15 protein-coding genes and 2 tRNA genes are annotated in these 16,822 nt (G+C 38.5%); 9 read left to right on the top strand and 8 right to left on the bottom strand.

Features of this window, described 5'->3' with window-relative positions; all coding sequences use genetic code 11:
* Positions 1–182: 182 nt before the first annotated feature.
* From H5089_RS05490 to H5089_RS05475, 4 genes are all read right to left on the bottom strand, one after another.
* Positions 183–1,430, bottom strand: a complete 1,248-nt coding sequence (locus H5089_RS05490; protein ID WP_182694075.1) for an amidohydrolase family protein — start codon at positions 1,428–1,430, stop codon at positions 183–185.
* Positions 1,431–1,442: 12 nt separating this feature from the next.
* Positions 1,443–2,825 carry an amidohydrolase gene (locus H5089_RS05485; RefSeq protein WP_182711676.1) on the bottom strand — a complete coding sequence of 461 codons (1,383 nt, stop codon included), beginning with the start codon at positions 2,823–2,825 and terminating at the stop codon, positions 1,443–1,445.
* Positions 2,826–2,925: 100 nt separating this feature from the next.
* Positions 2,926–3,711, bottom strand: coding sequence for a hypothetical protein (locus H5089_RS05480; RefSeq protein ID WP_002962505.1), 786 nt, complete (start codon positions 3,709–3,711; stop codon positions 2,926–2,928).
* 226 nt (positions 3,712–3,937) lie between these two features.
* Positions 3,938–4,630: a DUF445 domain-containing protein gene (locus H5089_RS05475; protein ID WP_182711675.1), complete on the bottom strand. Its 693-nt coding sequence runs from the start codon at positions 4,628–4,630 to the stop codon at positions 3,938–3,940.
* A 124-nt stretch (positions 4,631–4,754) separates the two neighbouring features.
* On the opposite strand from H5089_RS05475, the gene H5089_RS05470 reads away from it, so the two are divergent.
* A complete protein-coding gene (locus H5089_RS05470; protein ID WP_182711674.1) occupies positions 4,755–5,627 on the top strand; it encodes a fructosamine kinase family protein in 873 nt (290 codons plus the stop codon).
* Between the two features lie 103 nt (positions 5,628–5,730).
* Entirely contained in the window at positions 5,731–5,934 is a 204-nt protein-coding gene (locus H5089_RS05465) for a CPXCG motif-containing cysteine-rich protein (RefSeq protein WP_002962509.1), read from the top strand.
* Position 5,935: 1 nt separating this feature from the next.
* On the opposite strand, the gene H5089_RS05460 is transcribed toward H5089_RS05465, so the two are convergent.
* Positions 5,936–6,562: a riboflavin synthase gene (locus tag H5089_RS05460; RefSeq protein WP_024603969.1), complete on the bottom strand. Its 627-nt coding sequence runs from the start codon at positions 6,560–6,562 to the stop codon at positions 5,936–5,938.
* Positions 6,563–6,690: 128 nt separating this feature from the next.
* Between H5089_RS05460 and H5089_RS05455 the strand changes: the two genes are divergently transcribed.
* From H5089_RS05455 to H5089_RS05440, 4 genes are all read left to right on the top strand, one after another.
* Entirely contained in the window at positions 6,691–8,061 is a 1,371-nt protein-coding gene (locus H5089_RS05455; RefSeq protein ID WP_182711673.1) for an MATE family efflux transporter, read from the top strand.
* Entirely contained in the window at positions 8,024–9,088 is a 1,065-nt protein-coding gene (locus H5089_RS05450; RefSeq protein ID WP_182711672.1) for a DUF3080 family protein, read from the top strand. Before H5089_RS05455 ends, H5089_RS05450 begins: the two co-directional genes overlap by 38 nt.
* 113 nt (positions 9,089–9,201) lie before the next feature.
* Positions 9,202–9,278, top strand: a tRNA-Val gene (locus H5089_RS05445).
* Positions 9,279–9,502: 224 nt separating this feature from the next.
* Positions 9,503–9,579, top strand: a tRNA-Val gene (locus H5089_RS05440).
* A 650-nt stretch (positions 9,580–10,229) separates the two neighbouring features.
* Here the strand turns inward: H5089_RS05440 and H5089_RS05435 are convergent.
* A complete protein-coding gene (locus H5089_RS05435) occupies positions 10,230–10,733 on the bottom strand; it encodes a MarR family winged helix-turn-helix transcriptional regulator (RefSeq protein ID WP_220486909.1) in 504 nt (167 codons plus the stop codon).
* Positions 10,734–10,924: 191 nt separating this feature from the next.
* On the opposite strand from H5089_RS05435, the gene H5089_RS05430 reads away from it, so the two are divergent.
* From H5089_RS05430 to H5089_RS05420, 3 genes are all read left to right on the top strand, one after another.
* Positions 10,925–11,872, top strand: a complete 948-nt coding sequence (locus H5089_RS05430) for a PDR/VanB family oxidoreductase (protein WP_182711671.1) — start codon at positions 10,925–10,927, stop codon at positions 11,870–11,872.
* 37 nt (positions 11,873–11,909) lie between these two features.
* Positions 11,910–12,962, top strand: coding sequence for an aromatic ring-hydroxylating dioxygenase subunit alpha (locus H5089_RS05425; RefSeq protein ID WP_182711670.1), 1,053 nt, complete (start codon positions 11,910–11,912; stop codon positions 12,960–12,962).
* 245 nt (positions 12,963–13,207) lie between these two features.
* On the top strand, positions 13,208–14,560 hold the full coding sequence (locus H5089_RS05420) for an MFS transporter (RefSeq protein WP_404936379.1): 1,353 nt from the start codon (positions 13,208–13,210) through the stop codon (positions 14,558–14,560).
* Between the two features lie 69 nt (positions 14,561–14,629).
* Here the strand turns inward: H5089_RS05420 and H5089_RS05415 are convergent, their stop codons facing one another.
* On the bottom strand, positions 14,630–15,586 hold the full coding sequence (locus tag H5089_RS05415; protein ID WP_182695749.1) for a PDR/VanB family oxidoreductase: 957 nt from the start codon (positions 15,584–15,586) through the stop codon (positions 14,630–14,632).
* 14 nt (positions 15,587–15,600) lie between these two features.
* Entirely contained in the window at positions 15,601–16,692 is a 1,092-nt protein-coding gene (locus H5089_RS05410; protein ID WP_182711668.1) for an aromatic ring-hydroxylating dioxygenase subunit alpha, read from the bottom strand.
* Positions 16,693–16,822 lie beyond the last annotated feature (130 nt).

The following is a 16,822-nucleotide window of genomic DNA, read 5'->3' as shown; positions in this document are numbered from 1 at the left end:
ATTATTTAATTATTTAATTATTTAATTATTTAGTATCATACCAATTCGCTTAATTAAGTGATCAACTTTGAGGCAAGAAAATCTTGTCGATAACAAGGCAAAAATTTCGTTATTTAGTTGCTCTATATCAGAAATTTTTAACGCAGTTACCGTCAGATTTAATCCCTCAAATTGATTAAGTATTATTGCGGGTTGGTATAAGCACGTGGCATTTTTGAATCTGTCGTATAGCGGTCACGCAATTTATCTTGACGAGATTGTGTAGAAACCTCAACGCCATTAATAAACATTTTGCTCACATGGCTGCTTAGCTCAAACGGGTCATTACTCCATATTACCACATCAGCAGCTTTGCCTACTTCAAGGCTACCTGCATTAATGCCAAATACATCAGCAACGTTTGATGTAAGCGCTTTTAACGCACCTTCTTGGCTCATACCATACGACACGGCATTACCAGCATCAAAACGCAGCTGATAAATATTGTGACTTGCATCGCCACCTACCGTTAATAATACTTTAACGCCTGCTTTTTCAAGCACACTAGCATTATCTAAACTCGCATGAAGCGAATCAAAGCTTCCTGGTAAGCTATCCATTGCACTAATAATCACTGGAATATTTGCTTTAGCAACGCGCTCTTTTACTACAACAGCATCTTGCGCACCGTTAAGTACTAGGTTAATACCAAATTGCTCTTTTACTTTAATTAGCTCAATAATATCCGCCGCACGCGAAACGCCAACCACTAATGGCATTTCACCACTGAGTACTTTAGCCATTACTTTATCTTCAGTACTTGGCTTGTCGTCATCTTTTTTCGCTTTTTTACCAGCTTTATTTTTGTGCTCATCAAGCTTATTAATAAGTGTTTGCAAAGTAAAAGCACGTGAGCCTTTACTACGCTCACCTAAGTAAACAATTAAAGCCGCTTGTTTTTGCATGTCACTGTCAAAACTACCACTTAAATCAACAACACTCGCAAGGCCTGAAAAAATGCTATCGCCGCCATGAGGAGTAATTACATCGCGTGTTACGCCGCCTTTACGAGCGTAAGGAATTAAGCTTGAATGTGCGTTGTAAGCAAGGCTTACATCAAAATCAATACCGGCTTTTTCCTCACCTGCATCGCGAGAGCCTGCAACTGCACTTACTTCAACTAAACCAAGTTGATTAATACTTGCTATAAAGCCAGGAGTTACAATTTGCCCTTTTGCATCAATAATTTGATCTACTTTAATTTCAGTTGGGTTAATCGCTGTGATTTTACCATCTGTCATTACTATGCTTGCCGCTTCTAATACACCTTGATCAGAAGACGTATGCAATGTTGCATTAATAATTGCTAGTGATTGTGCGCTTACAGCACCAGATGCTAATAATCCTGCAGCAACCAGAGAAAGCGAAAACGAACGTGATAAATTTTTCATTCTGGGTGCTCCTTATTGTTGACCTAACATAAAATCACTTGTTGCTTGGTACGCGCTGTCGTTTCTATCGTAAACCTTTGCACCATCAACAAACACTTGTTCAGCTTTAGCATAGACACTAAATGGGCTATGATTCCAAATAACAACATCGCCCTGCTTACCCGCTTCTAGTGAACCTGTTTTGTCATCAATACCTAGCGATTTAGCAGCGTTAGACGTGATCCATTTAATAGCGTGTTGCTCAGAAATATCAAAACCATTTTCGTTAGCTCGGTACATCACCTTGCCCGCTTCTTGGTTTAAACGCTGAATAGTAGTATCTGAATCTGAGTGAACAACTGCACACGAGTTTTTAACCGCATCAACAATAGCCACGTTTTCTTGAACCATGTCGTAGGCTTCCATTTTAAAGCCCCACCAGTCTGGCCAAAGTGCAGCACACGAACCATTTTCGGCAAGTAAATCAGCAATTTTATATGCTTCTACGCCGTGATGAAAAGTACCTGCGTGGTAACCAAATTCTTTTGACAGGTCAATCATCATTGCCATTTCTTCAGCTTTATAACAATGATTATGAATACGTACTTCGCCTTCAAGCACACCGCGAAGCGTATCGTGTTTAATATCACGTACTGGCGCTTCTGGGTTTAAACCGGCTTCATAATCGGCATCGTATTTATCCCATGCACGTTTGTACTCAGCGGCTTCAGCCCATGCCATACGGTAACCAGCCATATTACCCATACGGGTTGAAGGCAATACACCTTGACGACCATAAACACGTTTAGGGTTTTCACCACACGCCATTTTTAAACCATACGGCGCCTCTGGAAATTTCATCCCTTGCATAGTGTGCGCTGGTACGTTTTTAAGCGTAACGCCGCGTCCACCAAATAAGTTAGCTGAGCCTGGTAAAATTTGTAGAGAAGTAATGCCGCCTTCGCGTGCACGATTAAAGCCTGGATCTTGTGGCCAAACAGAATGCTCAACCCACACTTCTGCAGTGTTAGGGCTGGTCATTTCGTTACCATCTTGATGCGACTCGACCGAAGGACTTGGGTATGCGCCTAAATGTGAATGTACGTCAATAATACCCGGTGTTACCCATTTCCCATGTGCATCAATTGTAATATCAGCAGTCGCTGTTAAGTCTTTACCGACTTGTTGTACTTTACCATCAACAAGTAATACATCAGCCTCATCTAAACGCTCACCAGTACCTGTAAGTACTGTTGCATTTGTGATAAGAGTGCTTGATGTAGAAAGTGGCTGATAAGTACTTGGGTAAGGATTTTTGTTAATTGTTATTTTATCGTCTTGTGGGCCGTTTTCTTGGCAGCCTACAAGTGCAGCAGCTAAGCCAACCGCTAATAAAGAAGGTGCAAATTTTTGCATGTTGTTTGGATCTCCTGTTTTTTTGCTACTTTAGCGAAACCTAAAGGATAAAGCCAAAAAAACAGGTGAAAACGCAGTTAATTAAGATGAATTTCTGTAATTATTTCTTTATATAATTGTTATATAGCTTTTCAAGCGCACCTTCGGTGGTAAGCGAGGGATCTTTACTAATAAAGTGCTTAACCGTACGCGTTACAAAATCAGAGTTTTGCTTATGTAGCTTTGAAAAATCTTTAATAAGTGTATTACCGTCTTTAGCCGCAGTAACTTTGTCATGACGATGACGATACTGGCTCAATGCTTTATTAAAATCGCCTTGGTAGTCTTCAACCAAAATTTTATAAAAGTCGCTTTTTTGAACATTTAAATCGTTAATGCAGTAATTTAACGCCTCTTTAAAGTCGGTAAATATCATGCCTTCTACATCAAACTCTTTTGTTTTTTCGCGCACTGCTACTTTGGCATCTTCTGTGGCATAGCTAAAACCCGTAAAGGCTAAACGCTCAGCGGCTTCTTTGCCTAATTTCATACCCGCTTGAATACTATGGGCAAACTCGTCGCTCATGTCGCCAAGTTCGCTTTCTTCCCACATGTTATAAACGCGCAGTGGTTTAGCATATTTATTTGAGAGCTTTTTTTTAAGCTTGGTAAAGCGCTCATCAATCGTCATCAGTCTTTCGTTATGTAAAAGTGCGTGGCACTCATAACACGCAGGGATTGAGATAAAGTCAGCCTCTTCACCTAAATCAACAATACTTTGTAGCATATGAAGTGGCGGACAATGATCGCGCTCTGTCGCTTCACAGCCACAATAAAAACACTGATTAAAATGTTGCTGATCGCACGCGTATGCTTGCTGATAATAACTGGCTAACGTTTTGCTCACCGTTGCTCCTAAAAAAAACACGACTAAATTATGGGGGCGATAATAACAGCCTGAAAAAATAAGTTATACCAATTGCATCAAATTAGTGCTCTATTATTTCGCTAAAAAGTAGTGCAATAACAGGCACAAATAACAACGTGTAGTTATTCTATACAAATAATTTTTAACGCAGTAAGTACACTATTTAATGCAATAGAATGATTATGCTTTTTATTAGTCGCTAGAATTAAATAACGGCCGCTATTAAACCAAATAAACCACCAAACACACCGCCCCATACTACAAGCCAGCCTAGGTGCTCGCGGATCATGGTCTGAATAATATCTTTAACCATTTTAGGAGTAAGCTCATCTAAGCGCTCATCAACTAGTTTAAGCACCGTTTTATGTAGGCTTTCTGCGCTATTACCTTGTGAAAGTGTTTGGCTTACTAATGCTTTAAAGTCGTCAGTTTGAGAAATCTCACTAAGCGACAATTGCATTTTTTCAATAAACTTTTTACGCATCGGCTCTATTGCCGCTGTACCGCCAAACATTCCTAGCATACTACCAAACTGAGACTGCTCTATTACCTCTAACAAATTGTCGAATGCAGGGTTTAAATCAACATTGCTAATTATTGGCTCAAAGTCGATATTGGGCTGCGCTTTATTGAGTAAATTATTAATTTTTTGCTCTGAAAAAAACTCCGTTAATATCAGGTTTCGTATAGCGACTTTAAAGCTTTCAAACTTAAGCGCTATAACACCTGAGCCATATAAAAACGGGACCTTTTCGAATAACATATGAATAGCTAATAAATTAGTTACCGCGCCAGAAAGTGCAAATAAACCAACAGACAACACAATTGCTTGGTTAAACATAAAACCTACAACAACACATAAACCCGCTAGCAAATTGGTTATTAAACTTTTGTTCATTTTAACTCCACTACAGTAAGTGTAATTTTATTCAATATAGCCGTTAATTTTACAACGTTTAGATTGTTAAATTAATACCTTTTTGCCATAGTTTAAGTATCTGTTTAAAAGGCGAGCAATTGTTATGTGGAAAACAGTAAATGAGCACATCAGCCAAGCCATTAATTTTGACTTTAAGCACACCTACAAACGCCAATTACAAAGTACAAACACCGACAAACTATTTCATATTACCAATGGTACGCATAACTACTTCGTTAAAATAGCACTAAAAAGCGAGCTCGAGCGTTTAGAAAGTGAATTTGTTGGCTTAAAGCTTTTGGCGCAAAATAGTAATTTTAAAGTACCTGAATGTATTACAACTGGTGCAAATATAGAGTTTTCGTTTATTGTTTTACAATGGCTTGTTTTAGATAAACAACCCCACGACACGTGGACTAATATGGGGCGTAACCTCGCTAAAATGCATCAAAAACATGACCAAGCTATGTTTGGTTTTGATGTAGACAATTACCTAGCCACAACCATACAGCCAAACCGCTGGCACAAAAAGTGGGATGTATTTTACGCCGAAGAACGTATAGGGTGGCAGTTACAACTACTCGCTGAAAAAGGCATTAACTTTATTGAGCCCGAACGCTTAATTAATACCGTAAAAGAGCAACTACATAGCCATCAGGTACAACCTTCATTACTGCATGGCGATTTTTGGCGTGGCAATATGGGATTTTTAAAAGCAGAACCAACAATATTTAACCCGGCTTGTTATTATGGTGATCGGGAAGTGGATATTGCAATGAGCGAACTATTTGCCCCACTGCCTAAAGACTTTTATAGCGCCTATAACGCGCACTACCCGCTTTCTCAAAATTACGAGAAGCGTAAGTTAATATACCAGCTATACCCCATTTTAAATCATGCCAACATCTTTGCCGGTCACTATCTTACTGAAGCTAAACAACATATAGAAAAGCTGGTATTTGAAGATATAAAATAAGTGTCATAAGCTGCATTTGAGCACTATATTTAATGAGTAAGTAGACGTTCATCTGTAAGCGATTAAGTTGAACCTAACTTAATTATTTATAACTGGAGTGATTATGAAAGATTTTTTATCACAACGAATAACGTGCCCACACTGCGGACACCACATACATCTAGACTTAGACGCAAGCAGCGGCGATCAAGACTATATAGAAGATTGCACTGCCTGTTGTAACCCTATTCATTTAAATATGCATATAGACCATGCTAACAATAAATTGGAGCTACACGTAGACAGTGACGACGAACAAATATTTTAACTTAAGCCTGATGGCGTAAGTAGTTCTCTACCGTATTTACAATAGTGTAAGTTTGCTGATCAACTTCAATATTAAACTTGTCACCCACTTGCGCTGCACCAATGTTTGTAATGGCGAGCGTTTCCGGAATTAGGTGTATCCAAAAACCTTGTTCATCAACTTCGCCTACGGTTAAGCTTGCGCCATTTATAGCAACAAAGCCTTTATATAACACGTACTTTTGCCACTCTTTTGGCAAGCTTAATTGTATTTTGCAGTTATTCTCAAGCTTCACTATTTGAGAGATTTGTGACGTACAATGAATATGCCCAGACACTATATGCCCACCTAGCTCAGTACCAAACGTAACAGAGCGTTCGTAATTTACTAAACTACCTAGCTCAAGCAGGCCTAAATTAGTTAACTTTAGGGTTTCGTCAATCACATCAAAATGCACTTGCGCCACCACATCATGATTACTTAGCTCAACTTGCACAACCGTTAAACAACAGCCATTAATAGCAATACTTGCGCCTAAATCTAAATGCTTAACGTACTCATCGCTCACCGATACAACTAAGCGTAACACACCATCAGCTTGAGTTTTAGAGACCACTGTTGCTTGTGTTTGCACTATTCCTGTAAACATAAAATCACTTAAAATTATTACAAAGTGCTAGTTTAACGTATCAACTCATAAAATCATTCACTACTGTGATTTTTATTTGAAACGCAATAGATTACAATTGCCGCCTGTTTTATTTAATAGCTTTTTTTATGACCTTTTGCAATTGGGAAGCCAAGCGTTTACTTTCCCTAGCCTTACCTGTTTTTTTAGCACAAGTTACACTTATTTTAATGTCGGTAGTCGACACAATTATGGCCGGCCAAGTTAGCCCTACTGACTTAGCTGCACTTTCTATTGCAACAGGAATATGGAACCCATTATTACTTGCTCTGCAAGGTATTTTATTAGCGCTTACTGGTATTATTGCGCAGTTTTCGGGCAGCGATGACCGCAAAGGCATTAGCCACTATTTTCAACAAGCGCTTTATTTAACCGCTATTTTAAGCTTTACAGGTTTTGGTATTGCCCATTTAGCAGATGCCATTATTTTAAAGCTCGATACAACGCCTGCTATTGCAAACCTTGCCATTGACTACATCCATTTTGTGAAATGGGGTGTGTTTGGATTTTTAATTTTTACAGTATACAGAAACGTTACCGAGGGCATGGGGATGACCAAACCCGCCTTTTATATAAGCCTATTAGGTTTAGCCGTTAATATTCCAGTAAATTATATTTTCATAAATGGCTTATTTGGTTTTCCTGCTTATGGCGGCGCAGGCTGTGGCATTGCCACAGCAATTGTTTTAACTGTTATGGCAATAGCACAAGTCACTTACTGCCAAATGAGTAAAAAGGTAGATGCTAGAGGCCTGCTTTCATCATTCGAAAAACCTAATTTCACTACCATTGGTATTATTACTAAGCTAGGTATACCAATTTCACTTGCCACCTTTTTTGAAGTCACTTTATTTGCGTGTATACCGCTATTTATTGCGCATTTAGGAGCAGTGGCTGTATCGGGGCACCAAATAGCAGCGAGTGTAACTACATTGCTGTTTATGATGCCACTGAGCCTCTCTATCGCTATAAGTATTCGTATTGGTAATCTATATGGTCAAAATAATTTACAGCAGTTAAAAGTTGCCGTATCGACTAGTTATATATTAGCTATTGTAATTGCACTATTTTTGGCACTTATGACTTTTACAGGTCGTGATTTAATTAGCCAACTTTATACCGACAGTCCCGCAGTAATGGCTCTGGCTTCATCAATTATGATACTAGCGTGTGTCTACCAGTTACCCGATGCATTACAGGTTGCTGCAAATGGCATGCTTCGTGGGTTAAAATACACCACGCCTATATCGTATATTACGTTTATATCGTATTGGTTAATCGGCTTTTGTTTAGGTTACGTATTGGCAAGAACAGACATAATTGTGCCAGCTATGGGGCCGCATGGCTTTTGGGTTGGAATAATAGTAGGCCTTAGTGTCGCTGCTATTTTATTAATGCTAACAGTAAGAAAGCGTCTAAAATATGAATTTGTTAACAGTGATTCACTCAATCAAAACTAATAAACTCAGCCTTAAATCATTACCAGCTGCTTTGCTGGTAATGTGTTTTTTAATGCTTACAGGCTGCAACAAACCACAAAGTACTGTAAACGCTACTTATATTGAACGCTTAAGTAGCACAGTTAATGCAAGCCCAACACAGCCTAAGCCGCTCAAGCAACTCCCTTTACTGCAGCCTCCCCCAATAGCACAAAGTGACTTAACACTGAGTATTGTTGAGCTTGCAGGCATTAGCCAATGTAAGCTTAACGTGCTTATAAGTGAGCACAATAACCAATTAGGAAAAACAGCCAGCGCTGCTGGGCAATTAAAATATCAAATAAACTTTATTAAAAGTGCGCAGGTTTGCTTAAATACGCTTGATAAAAATAGCCCTAGTTACACAAAAATACTCGCAGCCAAAAACTACAAACAAATACACCTAATGCACTCTTTTAACGCCATGTTATTTAAAGAGCCAGAGCTTAATAAAACATGGCTGTTAACATCAAACGAGCTAAGTAACGATCCCGCTGGCTTCAGTGATACCTTGCAGGCGCTCAAACAACTTGTACTTATTAAGCAGCAAATAAACGCTAAAGAGTTTAGTGAAATTAATAGCGATTCTATTTTTAGTGCACTCGAGCAGCTTAATAAATTTCAATTTAACCAAGCACTCATTCAATCAGCCCGTAAACAGGTAGTGTTAAACAACAACGCCACACAGCTTGTAAAAACACTAAACTTTAATACCCTATGTCCAGAGGGTAAAAATAATAAAAACGCAAAAATCATAAGTAACGTATTTCAAAAATTTTATTTAAAAGATATTCAGCCCTACCAAGCGCAATTAACTGGTTATCTAGAGGCACTACAACCGCTTTATAATGAGCTTTGGTTTAACGAAAGTATCTCAAGTCCTCAAATTAATAACTTAGTCAAAACGGGCTCGACAAGTAACTTACTGAACTTACTAAAAAGCTCAGCTAAAAAACATGTGGTTTGGTGGCAAGGTTTTTATAAAACGTGCGAAATAAGTCCAATATGAATAAAAAAACGGCAAATAAACTCAAAAACAACAAACTTGCTTGATTCACCAACCGCCACGCTATATATTAGCCGCCGTTGTTAAGCAATTAACAGCTACTTAAATAAAGTAATACGACTGTAGCTCAGTTGGTTAGAGCACTACCTTGACATGGTAGGGGTCGGTGGTTCGAATCCACTCAGTCGTACCAACATTTAAGTAAAATAAATAAAAGTACATCTGAAGGAAAAAGCACTACCTACTCTTGATCACCCGGTCCAAGGGTCAGTGGTTCGAATCCACTCAGTCGTACCAACATTTAAAAAAGTATAATTGAAGGAAAAAGCACTACCTACTCTTGATCACCCGGTCCAAAGGTCAGTAGTTCTAATCCACTCAGTCGTACCAACATTTAAGTAAAACCTCAAAAATTGTACGACTGTAGCTCAGTTGGTTAGAGCACTACCTTGACATGGTAGGGGTCGGTGGTTCGAATCCACTCAGTCGTACCACTTCAAAGTAATAAAAAAAACTAAAAATACCGAAGAATAAGCACTACCTACTCTTGATCACCCGGTCCAAAGGTCAGCAGTTCGAATCCACTCAGTCGTACCAACATTTAAGTAAAATAAATAAATAAAAGTACATCTGAAGGAAAAAGCACTACCTACTCTTGACCACCCGGTCCAAGGGTCAGTAACTCGAATCCATTCAGTCGTACCAACATTAATAAACGTATAATTGAAGGAAAGAGCACTACCTAATCTTGACCACCGGTCCAAGGGGCAGTAACTCGAATCCACTCAGTCGTACCAATTAAACTATACATTTCAAACGGTTAAAAACCTAAATAATCTATCTATATAATTTTTACGCTGAATTTAAATTCTAAGTTTTTATTATTTTGTATTCAAAATTTAGAACTGACTAGAGCCAAATCCAAAAAACCGTCCTAAATATTATGCTTTTCATCGAGTTGTTCCCAAAAAAATATCTGAACGCCTAAAGCTATTTTCAGCCATTTATTTTCAGCCATTTATTTTCAGCCATTTATTTTCAGTTAAAATAGACCACTTCTTAGCAAGTGTATAACTTTACAGTAGTTTAGATTGAGCAACAAAAAATTTAAACAATTACCTTTCAACAGTTTGAGGAAGAATCCCTATGTGGTATTACTTACCTTAAACTCATTTACTTGCTTAATGTTTTTATTTAGTTTTAACAATACCTCAATAAGTGTATCAAGCTCTTTTTGTGAAACCCCTTGTAATAACAATCTTTCTCGCTCTAAAGCTACATAGAGAATTTTATCATGTAACTTTTCACCTTTTTCCGTCAGCTTTGCTAATGATGAACGACCATCTTTAGCATTTTTTATAAAGCTAATATGGCCTAACGTTTGTAATTGTTTTAAAGCTCGACTAACAGCGGCTTTATCTAAACCAATGACCTGACAGATGCGATTTGCAGAAATATTTGATTCCACCTTGAGCATTGCTAATACACGCCACTCAATAACGCCTACATTAAAGTTTTTCCGATAGCATACAGATGCACCACTTGAGAGTTTATTAGAAAGAAAATTTACAAGCGCAGGTATATATCGTTCAAGATCTAGCTGCTTAGCACTAGGTTCTTTGGGTTTAGAAGGCATTGGTTTTTCCAATTTTCAGGGTATAAATAAATTTTACTAGGTAAATCTTGAGATTAAAACTATTTATGATCATTGCTTATTACGATCAAAGAGTTTTACATTCATAACGTTAACATTAAGTTAATCTCTACACTCAAATTATAGTTGACACCTCAACTAAAATTCAACATTATAAACATAAAGTAACAAACATTAGGAACTTTATGTTTTCAGTAAACGTGCGCAGTAAAAAGGTTGAAACACCTAATATTGTCAGTTTTGAGCTAATACCTATAAATGGGCAAGCTTTACCTAAATTTGATGCGGGTAGCCACATTGATGTGGTACTTAAGGATAAAATAACTCGTCAGTACTCACTTATCAGCCACCCTCAATCCGATGAGTTTTATAAAATAGCGGTATTAAAAGATGCCAATTCACGAGGAGGCTCAATTGCACTTCACTCTGATGTGCAAGTCGGTGATACATTATCAATTTCTGATCCTCGCAACCTCTTTGCACTCAATTCAACTCATAATAAAGCACTATTATTCGCAGGCGGTATAGGCATTACTCCAATAATCTCAATGGCAAGAGAGCTTGATATTAACGGCGTTGATTTTGAGCTTCATTATCATGCTAAATCCCCCGTAGAGGCAGCTTTTTATCAAGAATTGCTAGAGTGTTCATTTTCTGAAAAGGTATTTTTTCACTTTTCAACCCAGCCAAAAAAAGATGCAAAAGAACTTATTGGTGAATTTAAAACGAATACGCATTTATACACTTGTGGCCCAGCAGCTTATATGGAATATATTTTTGACAGTGCAAAGTCAAATAACTGGAAAGACGAGTACTTACACAAAGAAAATTTTAAAGCTGAACCTAAAGCAGAAGGTTCTGAAGATATTCCGTTTAAGCTCATTTTGAGCCGTTCAGGCTTAGAAATTGATGTTTCTGCAGAGCAAACCGCTTTAGAAGCAATGGAAGATGCAGGTATTGAGTTAGACGTATCATGCGAAATGGGAATTTGCGGTACATGCGTTACCTCTGTGACATGCGGTATACCCGACCACAGAGATGAATTCTTTACTGCTGATGAGAAAGCAAAAAACGATAGGTTCACACCCTGTTGTTCAAGAGCGTTAAGCGATTCTTTAACTCTAGATTTATAGAGAAAATTTTAGATACTAAACTTTACACGAGACACTTATGACCACACATACACAAACTAATTCGGACGCTAAAACACCCTTTCCTCTTAATATGTGGTATTTAGCAGCACTAAGCAAAGAGTTAACAGATAAGCCACTAGCGCGCACTTTATTAAACACCCCTATCGTTTTGTTTAGAGATGCACAAGGCCATGCTAGCGCACTTGAAGATCGTTGTTGCCATCGCCAACTGCCTTTATCGATGGGAACACTTGAAAAAGAAGGATTAAGATGCGGTTATCATGGTCTATTATTTAATGGCCAAGGCCAATGTCTTGAAGTACCAGGGCAAAAAAAAGTTCCAAGAAAAGCAAAAGTAATGCCTTTTACACTTAAAGAGCATGATGATTTAATTTGGATTTGGTTTGGTTCAGAGCAAGGCTCAACCCCTGTTCAAGACCCGCCTCGCTATCTTTATCATTCTGACGAAAAATATGTTTACGATGGTGATGTATATCACTACCAAGCACCATTTCAACTCATACATGACAACTTACTCGATCTCAGCCACCTAGGTTACGTGCACCTTAAAACTATTGGTGGTGACGCTAAAACGCATATGCATGCACAAATGGATGTAGAAGCTATAGGTGATAAAGTGACCGTAAAACGTTACATGCCAAATTCAACCCCGCCACCAACATATACAGCTGCTTATCCATTTAAAGATAAAATAGATCGCTGGCAAGAAATTGAATTCTATCCATCACATTTAAGGATATGGACTGGCGGTATTGACGCAAACAGTGAATCGGTAACTAACCCTAACCGTGGCGGCTTTCATATGCGTGGCTTACATTGCATAACTCCAGAGACAGAAGAAACATGTCATTATTTTTGGACTATATCAACAAACCCAACAACTGATATTGAAAACGTAAAACAAAAAGTAGTAGAACAAACTCGTTACACGTTCAATGAAGACAAAGTGGTTATTGAAGCGCAACACAAATCAATGAAGCACTTTAAAGGGCAACCTATGATTGATATCCATGTTGATACCGGTGCAAATCACGCTAGGCGAATAATTAAGCGCTTATGTGAAGCTTAAAGGCTTGTTTTAATTATATTAACTCAAACTGAGGTATTACTTTTTCAATGGCCTACAAAGTAATACCTCATCATATTGGACCAAAAATACGCTAATTAAAAATTACGTAGATACTTAGTAGACCAGCTTGCTACCTCTGTTGCTATTAGCAATAATAAACGCATTAAAAACCCATGTTCTCAAACACCACCTTTTATTATTTTTATAGTCTATGCGTTTAAGGATCATATTTGTTTAAACTCCCTATTACTAACATCGCGCTTATAATTGTATGCAGCGGATCTATTATCGGACCTCTCGGCATGGCCGGCGTCAACATAGCTATTCCAAATCTTGCCGAGGATTTACAAGCAAGCGCTAAAATGATTGGTTGGATGCCGACCCTTTACTTACTTAGTAGCGTGATATTTATGCTGCCTTGCGGGAAAATAGCCGATAACTATGGTCGAAAACGAGTATATGCATTTGGTTTAGGCCTAAATGCACTAGCATCACTGATGTGTGCTATTGCGTCATCAATTGAATGGGTACTTTTTTGGCGTTTTGTACAAGGCGCTGCAGGTGCCATGATTTTTGGTATTGGTGTTGCAATTATTACTTCTATTACGCCAAATAATAAAAGAGGCATGGCACTGGGCACCTCTGCAGCGTGTGTGTATATAGGCTTAAGTGCAGCCCCTGCAATAGGCGGTTGGCTCACCGAAATATGGGGATGGCGGGCTGTATTTTACTCTCAAATTCCGCTTGTCCTTCTGCTACTACTTGCTATTAAACTTTTTTTACATGGTGAGTGGAAAAACGATAAAAAATCCTCGTTTGACTGGTGGGGTACTGCGCTTTTCTCACTCTTTGCAATATGTTTAGTATTAGGACTCAGTGATTTACCCACTATGACTGGATGGGGTTTAACATTACTTTCGGTAATAAGCTTAGGATTATTTATTATTCACCAAAGTAAAAGCAGGCGACCACTAATCAGAGTACAAATGTTCTTAGAAAGCAGAGTATTTAGCTTATCGCTGTCTACATCGTTTTTAATGTACGCCAGTAATTTTTCATTGGCTTTTTTGTTAAGCTTATATCTGCAGTATATTAAAGGGTTAAGTCCTTCTCATGCTGGCCAAATCGTGTTACTGCAAGCGGTTTCTATGGCCATTATGGCACCATTGTCCGGTAAACTTTCAGATAAATTACAGCCACGCATAATAGCTACATTTGGCTGTATAATTGTTATGGTCAGCTTTTTTTTACTATCACTGTTATCTATGGACTCAAGTATCACATACATTAGTGGCTCACTGTTATTGTTAGGTATTGGCTTTGGCTTATTCTCAACGCCTAACAATAATGCAATTATGGGTGCTGTAGATAAGAATGAGTTAGGCGTAGCCTCTTCTTCCATGAATTTATCACGAACAATTGGTAATTTATTTGGAATGAGCTTGATAAATTTAATTGTGCATTATTACTTAGGGGACAGCACGTTTTCAGCGCAACATAGTCATGCTTTAATGAGTACAATTTCACTCGCGTTTAACGTGTCTTTAGGCTTTGTAATTCTAGCAAGCTGTATCTCGGCATTTCGTGGGAAAGCCTAAATTATGCGTTGCTGATACGGGTTACACGTATAAAAGTAATTATAAATCGTTTTATACGTGTAAGTGTATTTATAAATCGAGTGTTATGGACCCTGTTTTTGCTCTTGAACAACACGGCATAATCAACTTGCCTTGTGCTTTTTCTTTGTCTGTTAAAAAAACATCGCGATGTTCCGGATTGCCTTCCACTACACCAGTTTGGCAAGTGCCACAAACTCCTGATTCACACGCAACTGGTATAAATATCCCATTAACCTCTAGCACTTGAGAGATAGACTGCCCTTCGCCTACAGTAAACTGTTTACCTGAGCTAGCAATTTTTATAGTGAATGACGTGTCTTCTGAAATATTTTCAGCAACCACTGGTGCGGCGAAGTACTCTCGATGCAATCTCTCCTCAGACCAACCCAGCAAACGAGCATGATTTAATACATATGTTATAAACTCAGCAGGGCCACATATATACAAGTCAGTATCATGAATATGCTCACTTAGCACCTGTTCTACATCCATACGACCCGATTGCAATTCTTGGCTAAAGTGAAACGCTATTTTATCGCTAAACGACCCTAATTTTAATGCTTCAACAAATGCTGCAGTTTCAGAAGATTTAGCGCAATAGTGAAATGCGAAAGGTGTCCCTAAACTATGTAATGTTTGAGCCATCGTTAATAATGGCGTAACCCCTATTCCACCTGCAATCAGTAATGTATTTTTCTTTGGATTCAGCAATGAAAAGTGATTTTTAGGTTCACTTACTTCGACTCTATCGCCTATTTGTAGGCTATGTACCTCTGCTGATCCACCACGAGATTGAGGATCTTTTAATACTGCAATTTCGTAGTAACGTGGGTCGCACTGTAACCGACATAGAGAATATTGACGAAGCAAACCATTTGGTAGCTTTATATCAATATGTGCACCTGCCTCAAATGGGGGCAAATCCTCATTGTCAGCGCATCCAAGTACGAGCCTAACAACCGCCTTTGCTTCAACGACCACATTTTTAACAATAACTGAAATCATCCTAATTCCCTTTGTTAAAATGTTACTGATTGGAGCGGTAGCTCGTCTGTAGATATATTTTTCGCATTTATTTCTTTATCGATTAAACGCTCAATGATACGTCGCGACTGAACACCACCGGCATCTATATCAAGCTTTAAAAGATCAAATTGCGGGAAACTCTTCAGATTTTGCTGCTGACGTTCTAATACCTCTAAATCTTCTTGGAAAATACTGCCTTGCCCTTCTCTAATTTTATCAGTTAATGTAACGTCTTGAGCATTAAAGTTACGTGCCATCCCCCAAAAGTACCACATCGTATTTTCAGTCTCAGGAGTAATAAAATCAACCACTGTACTGCTCGCTTTTTTATTCTTTGGTGCATCAAAACCACCATAACCAGCATGTGCTACACCCACATCAATCATTACATGTGATGGCGGCATAAAGCGACAAATTTGCCAACGGTCTACTGGTGTATCCGATGCAAGCCCATTACCCTCCAGAGCAGTTCGCCAAAATGGCGGTGCCATAATATTTTCCATATAACGGCGACAAAAAACTTTATCGCCTTCTACTTCAGTTTGCACCGGAGACTCATCAATTTCTTTTTGGCCTATACTACTAGCATGAACGTAGGTTTCATGTGTTAAGTCCATTAGATTATCGATCATTAAACGATAGTCGCATTTTATATGATACAACCCCCCCCCATAGGCCCAAGTATCATCTTCAGCCCAAGGTAAGTGTGGGATAAGATCTGTATTTGCAGCCTCTTTATCACCAGGCCAAACCCAGATAAAGCCAAAGCGCTCCTCAACTGCAAATGACTTCATACACGGAAATCTCTGCACACGTTGCAGCGGCATTTTTTTTGTTTTACCGTCCTCACCCATTTTTAGACCATGATAGCCGCATACAAGCAAGCCGTCCTCAACATATCCTAAAGATAAAGCTGCGCCACGGTGTGGACAAAAATCTAGCACCGCAGCTACTTTTCCATCCGCATGACGATAAAAAGCAATACTTTGATCACACACTTTTCGGCCGAGTGGTTTATTGTGATTGATTTCATCACTCATTGCCGCCACATACCATGTATTTTTAATAAAGGTCTGCTTAGCCATACCTTGATCTCCTGTTGTGTTTTTGTTGTCATTGGATCCAATATAAACTAATAATCCAGATAAATAAAACAAACATGCGTAAATTGGATCCATATAATTTTCTTTTTTGCACTTTTAGTCACGCTTTAGT

Source organism: Pseudoalteromonas sp. SR45-1, assembly GCF_014163655.1.
GTDB classification, from domain to species: domain Bacteria; phylum Pseudomonadota; class Gammaproteobacteria; order Enterobacterales; family Alteromonadaceae; genus Pseudoalteromonas; species Pseudoalteromonas distincta.
Note: the sequence above shows the minus strand (reverse complement) of the source record. Positions and strands in the feature narration are given on the sequence as shown.

What these genes read in the sequence shown, in the direction of transcription:
- H5089_RS05490 (WP_182694075.1), bottom strand. Translation starts at nt 1,430, where the DNA reads ATGAAAAATTTATCACGTTCGTTTTCGCTTTCTCTGGTTGCTGCAGGA.
- H5089_RS05485 (WP_182711676.1), bottom strand. Translation starts at nt 2,825, where the DNA reads ATGCAAAAATTTGCACCTTCTTTATTAGCGGTTGGCTTAGCTGCTGCA.
- H5089_RS05475 (WP_182711675.1), bottom strand. Translation starts at nt 4,630, where the DNA reads ATGAACAAAAGTTTAATAACCAATTTGCTAGCGGGTTTATGTGTTGTT.
- H5089_RS05470 (WP_182711674.1), top strand. Translation starts at nt 4,755, where the DNA reads ATGTGGAAAACAGTAAATGAGCACATCAGCCAAGCCATTAATTTTGAC.
- H5089_RS05465 (WP_002962509.1), top strand. Translation starts at nt 5,731, where the DNA reads ATGAAAGATTTTTTATCACAACGAATAACGTGCCCACACTGCGGACAC.
- H5089_RS05460 (WP_024603969.1), bottom strand. Translation starts at nt 6,562, where the DNA reads ATGTTTACAGGAATAGTGCAAACACAAGCAACAGTGGTCTCTAAAACT.
- H5089_RS05455 (WP_182711673.1), top strand. Translation starts at nt 6,691, where the DNA reads ATGACCTTTTGCAATTGGGAAGCCAAGCGTTTACTTTCCCTAGCCTTA.
- H5089_RS05450 (WP_182711672.1), top strand. Translation starts at nt 8,024, where the DNA reads ATGAATTTGTTAACAGTGATTCACTCAATCAAAACTAATAAACTCAGC.
- H5089_RS05430 (WP_182711671.1), top strand. Translation starts at nt 10,925, where the DNA reads ATGTTTTCAGTAAACGTGCGCAGTAAAAAGGTTGAAACACCTAATATT.
- H5089_RS05425 (WP_182711670.1), top strand. Translation starts at nt 11,910, where the DNA reads ATGACCACACATACACAAACTAATTCGGACGCTAAAACACCCTTTCCT.
- H5089_RS05415 (WP_182695749.1), bottom strand. Translation starts at nt 15,586, where the DNA reads ATGATTTCAGTTATTGTTAAAAATGTGGTCGTTGAAGCAAAGGCGGTT.
- H5089_RS05410 (WP_182711668.1), bottom strand. Translation starts at nt 16,692, where the DNA reads ATGGCTAAGCAGACCTTTATTAAAAATACATGGTATGTGGCGGCAATG.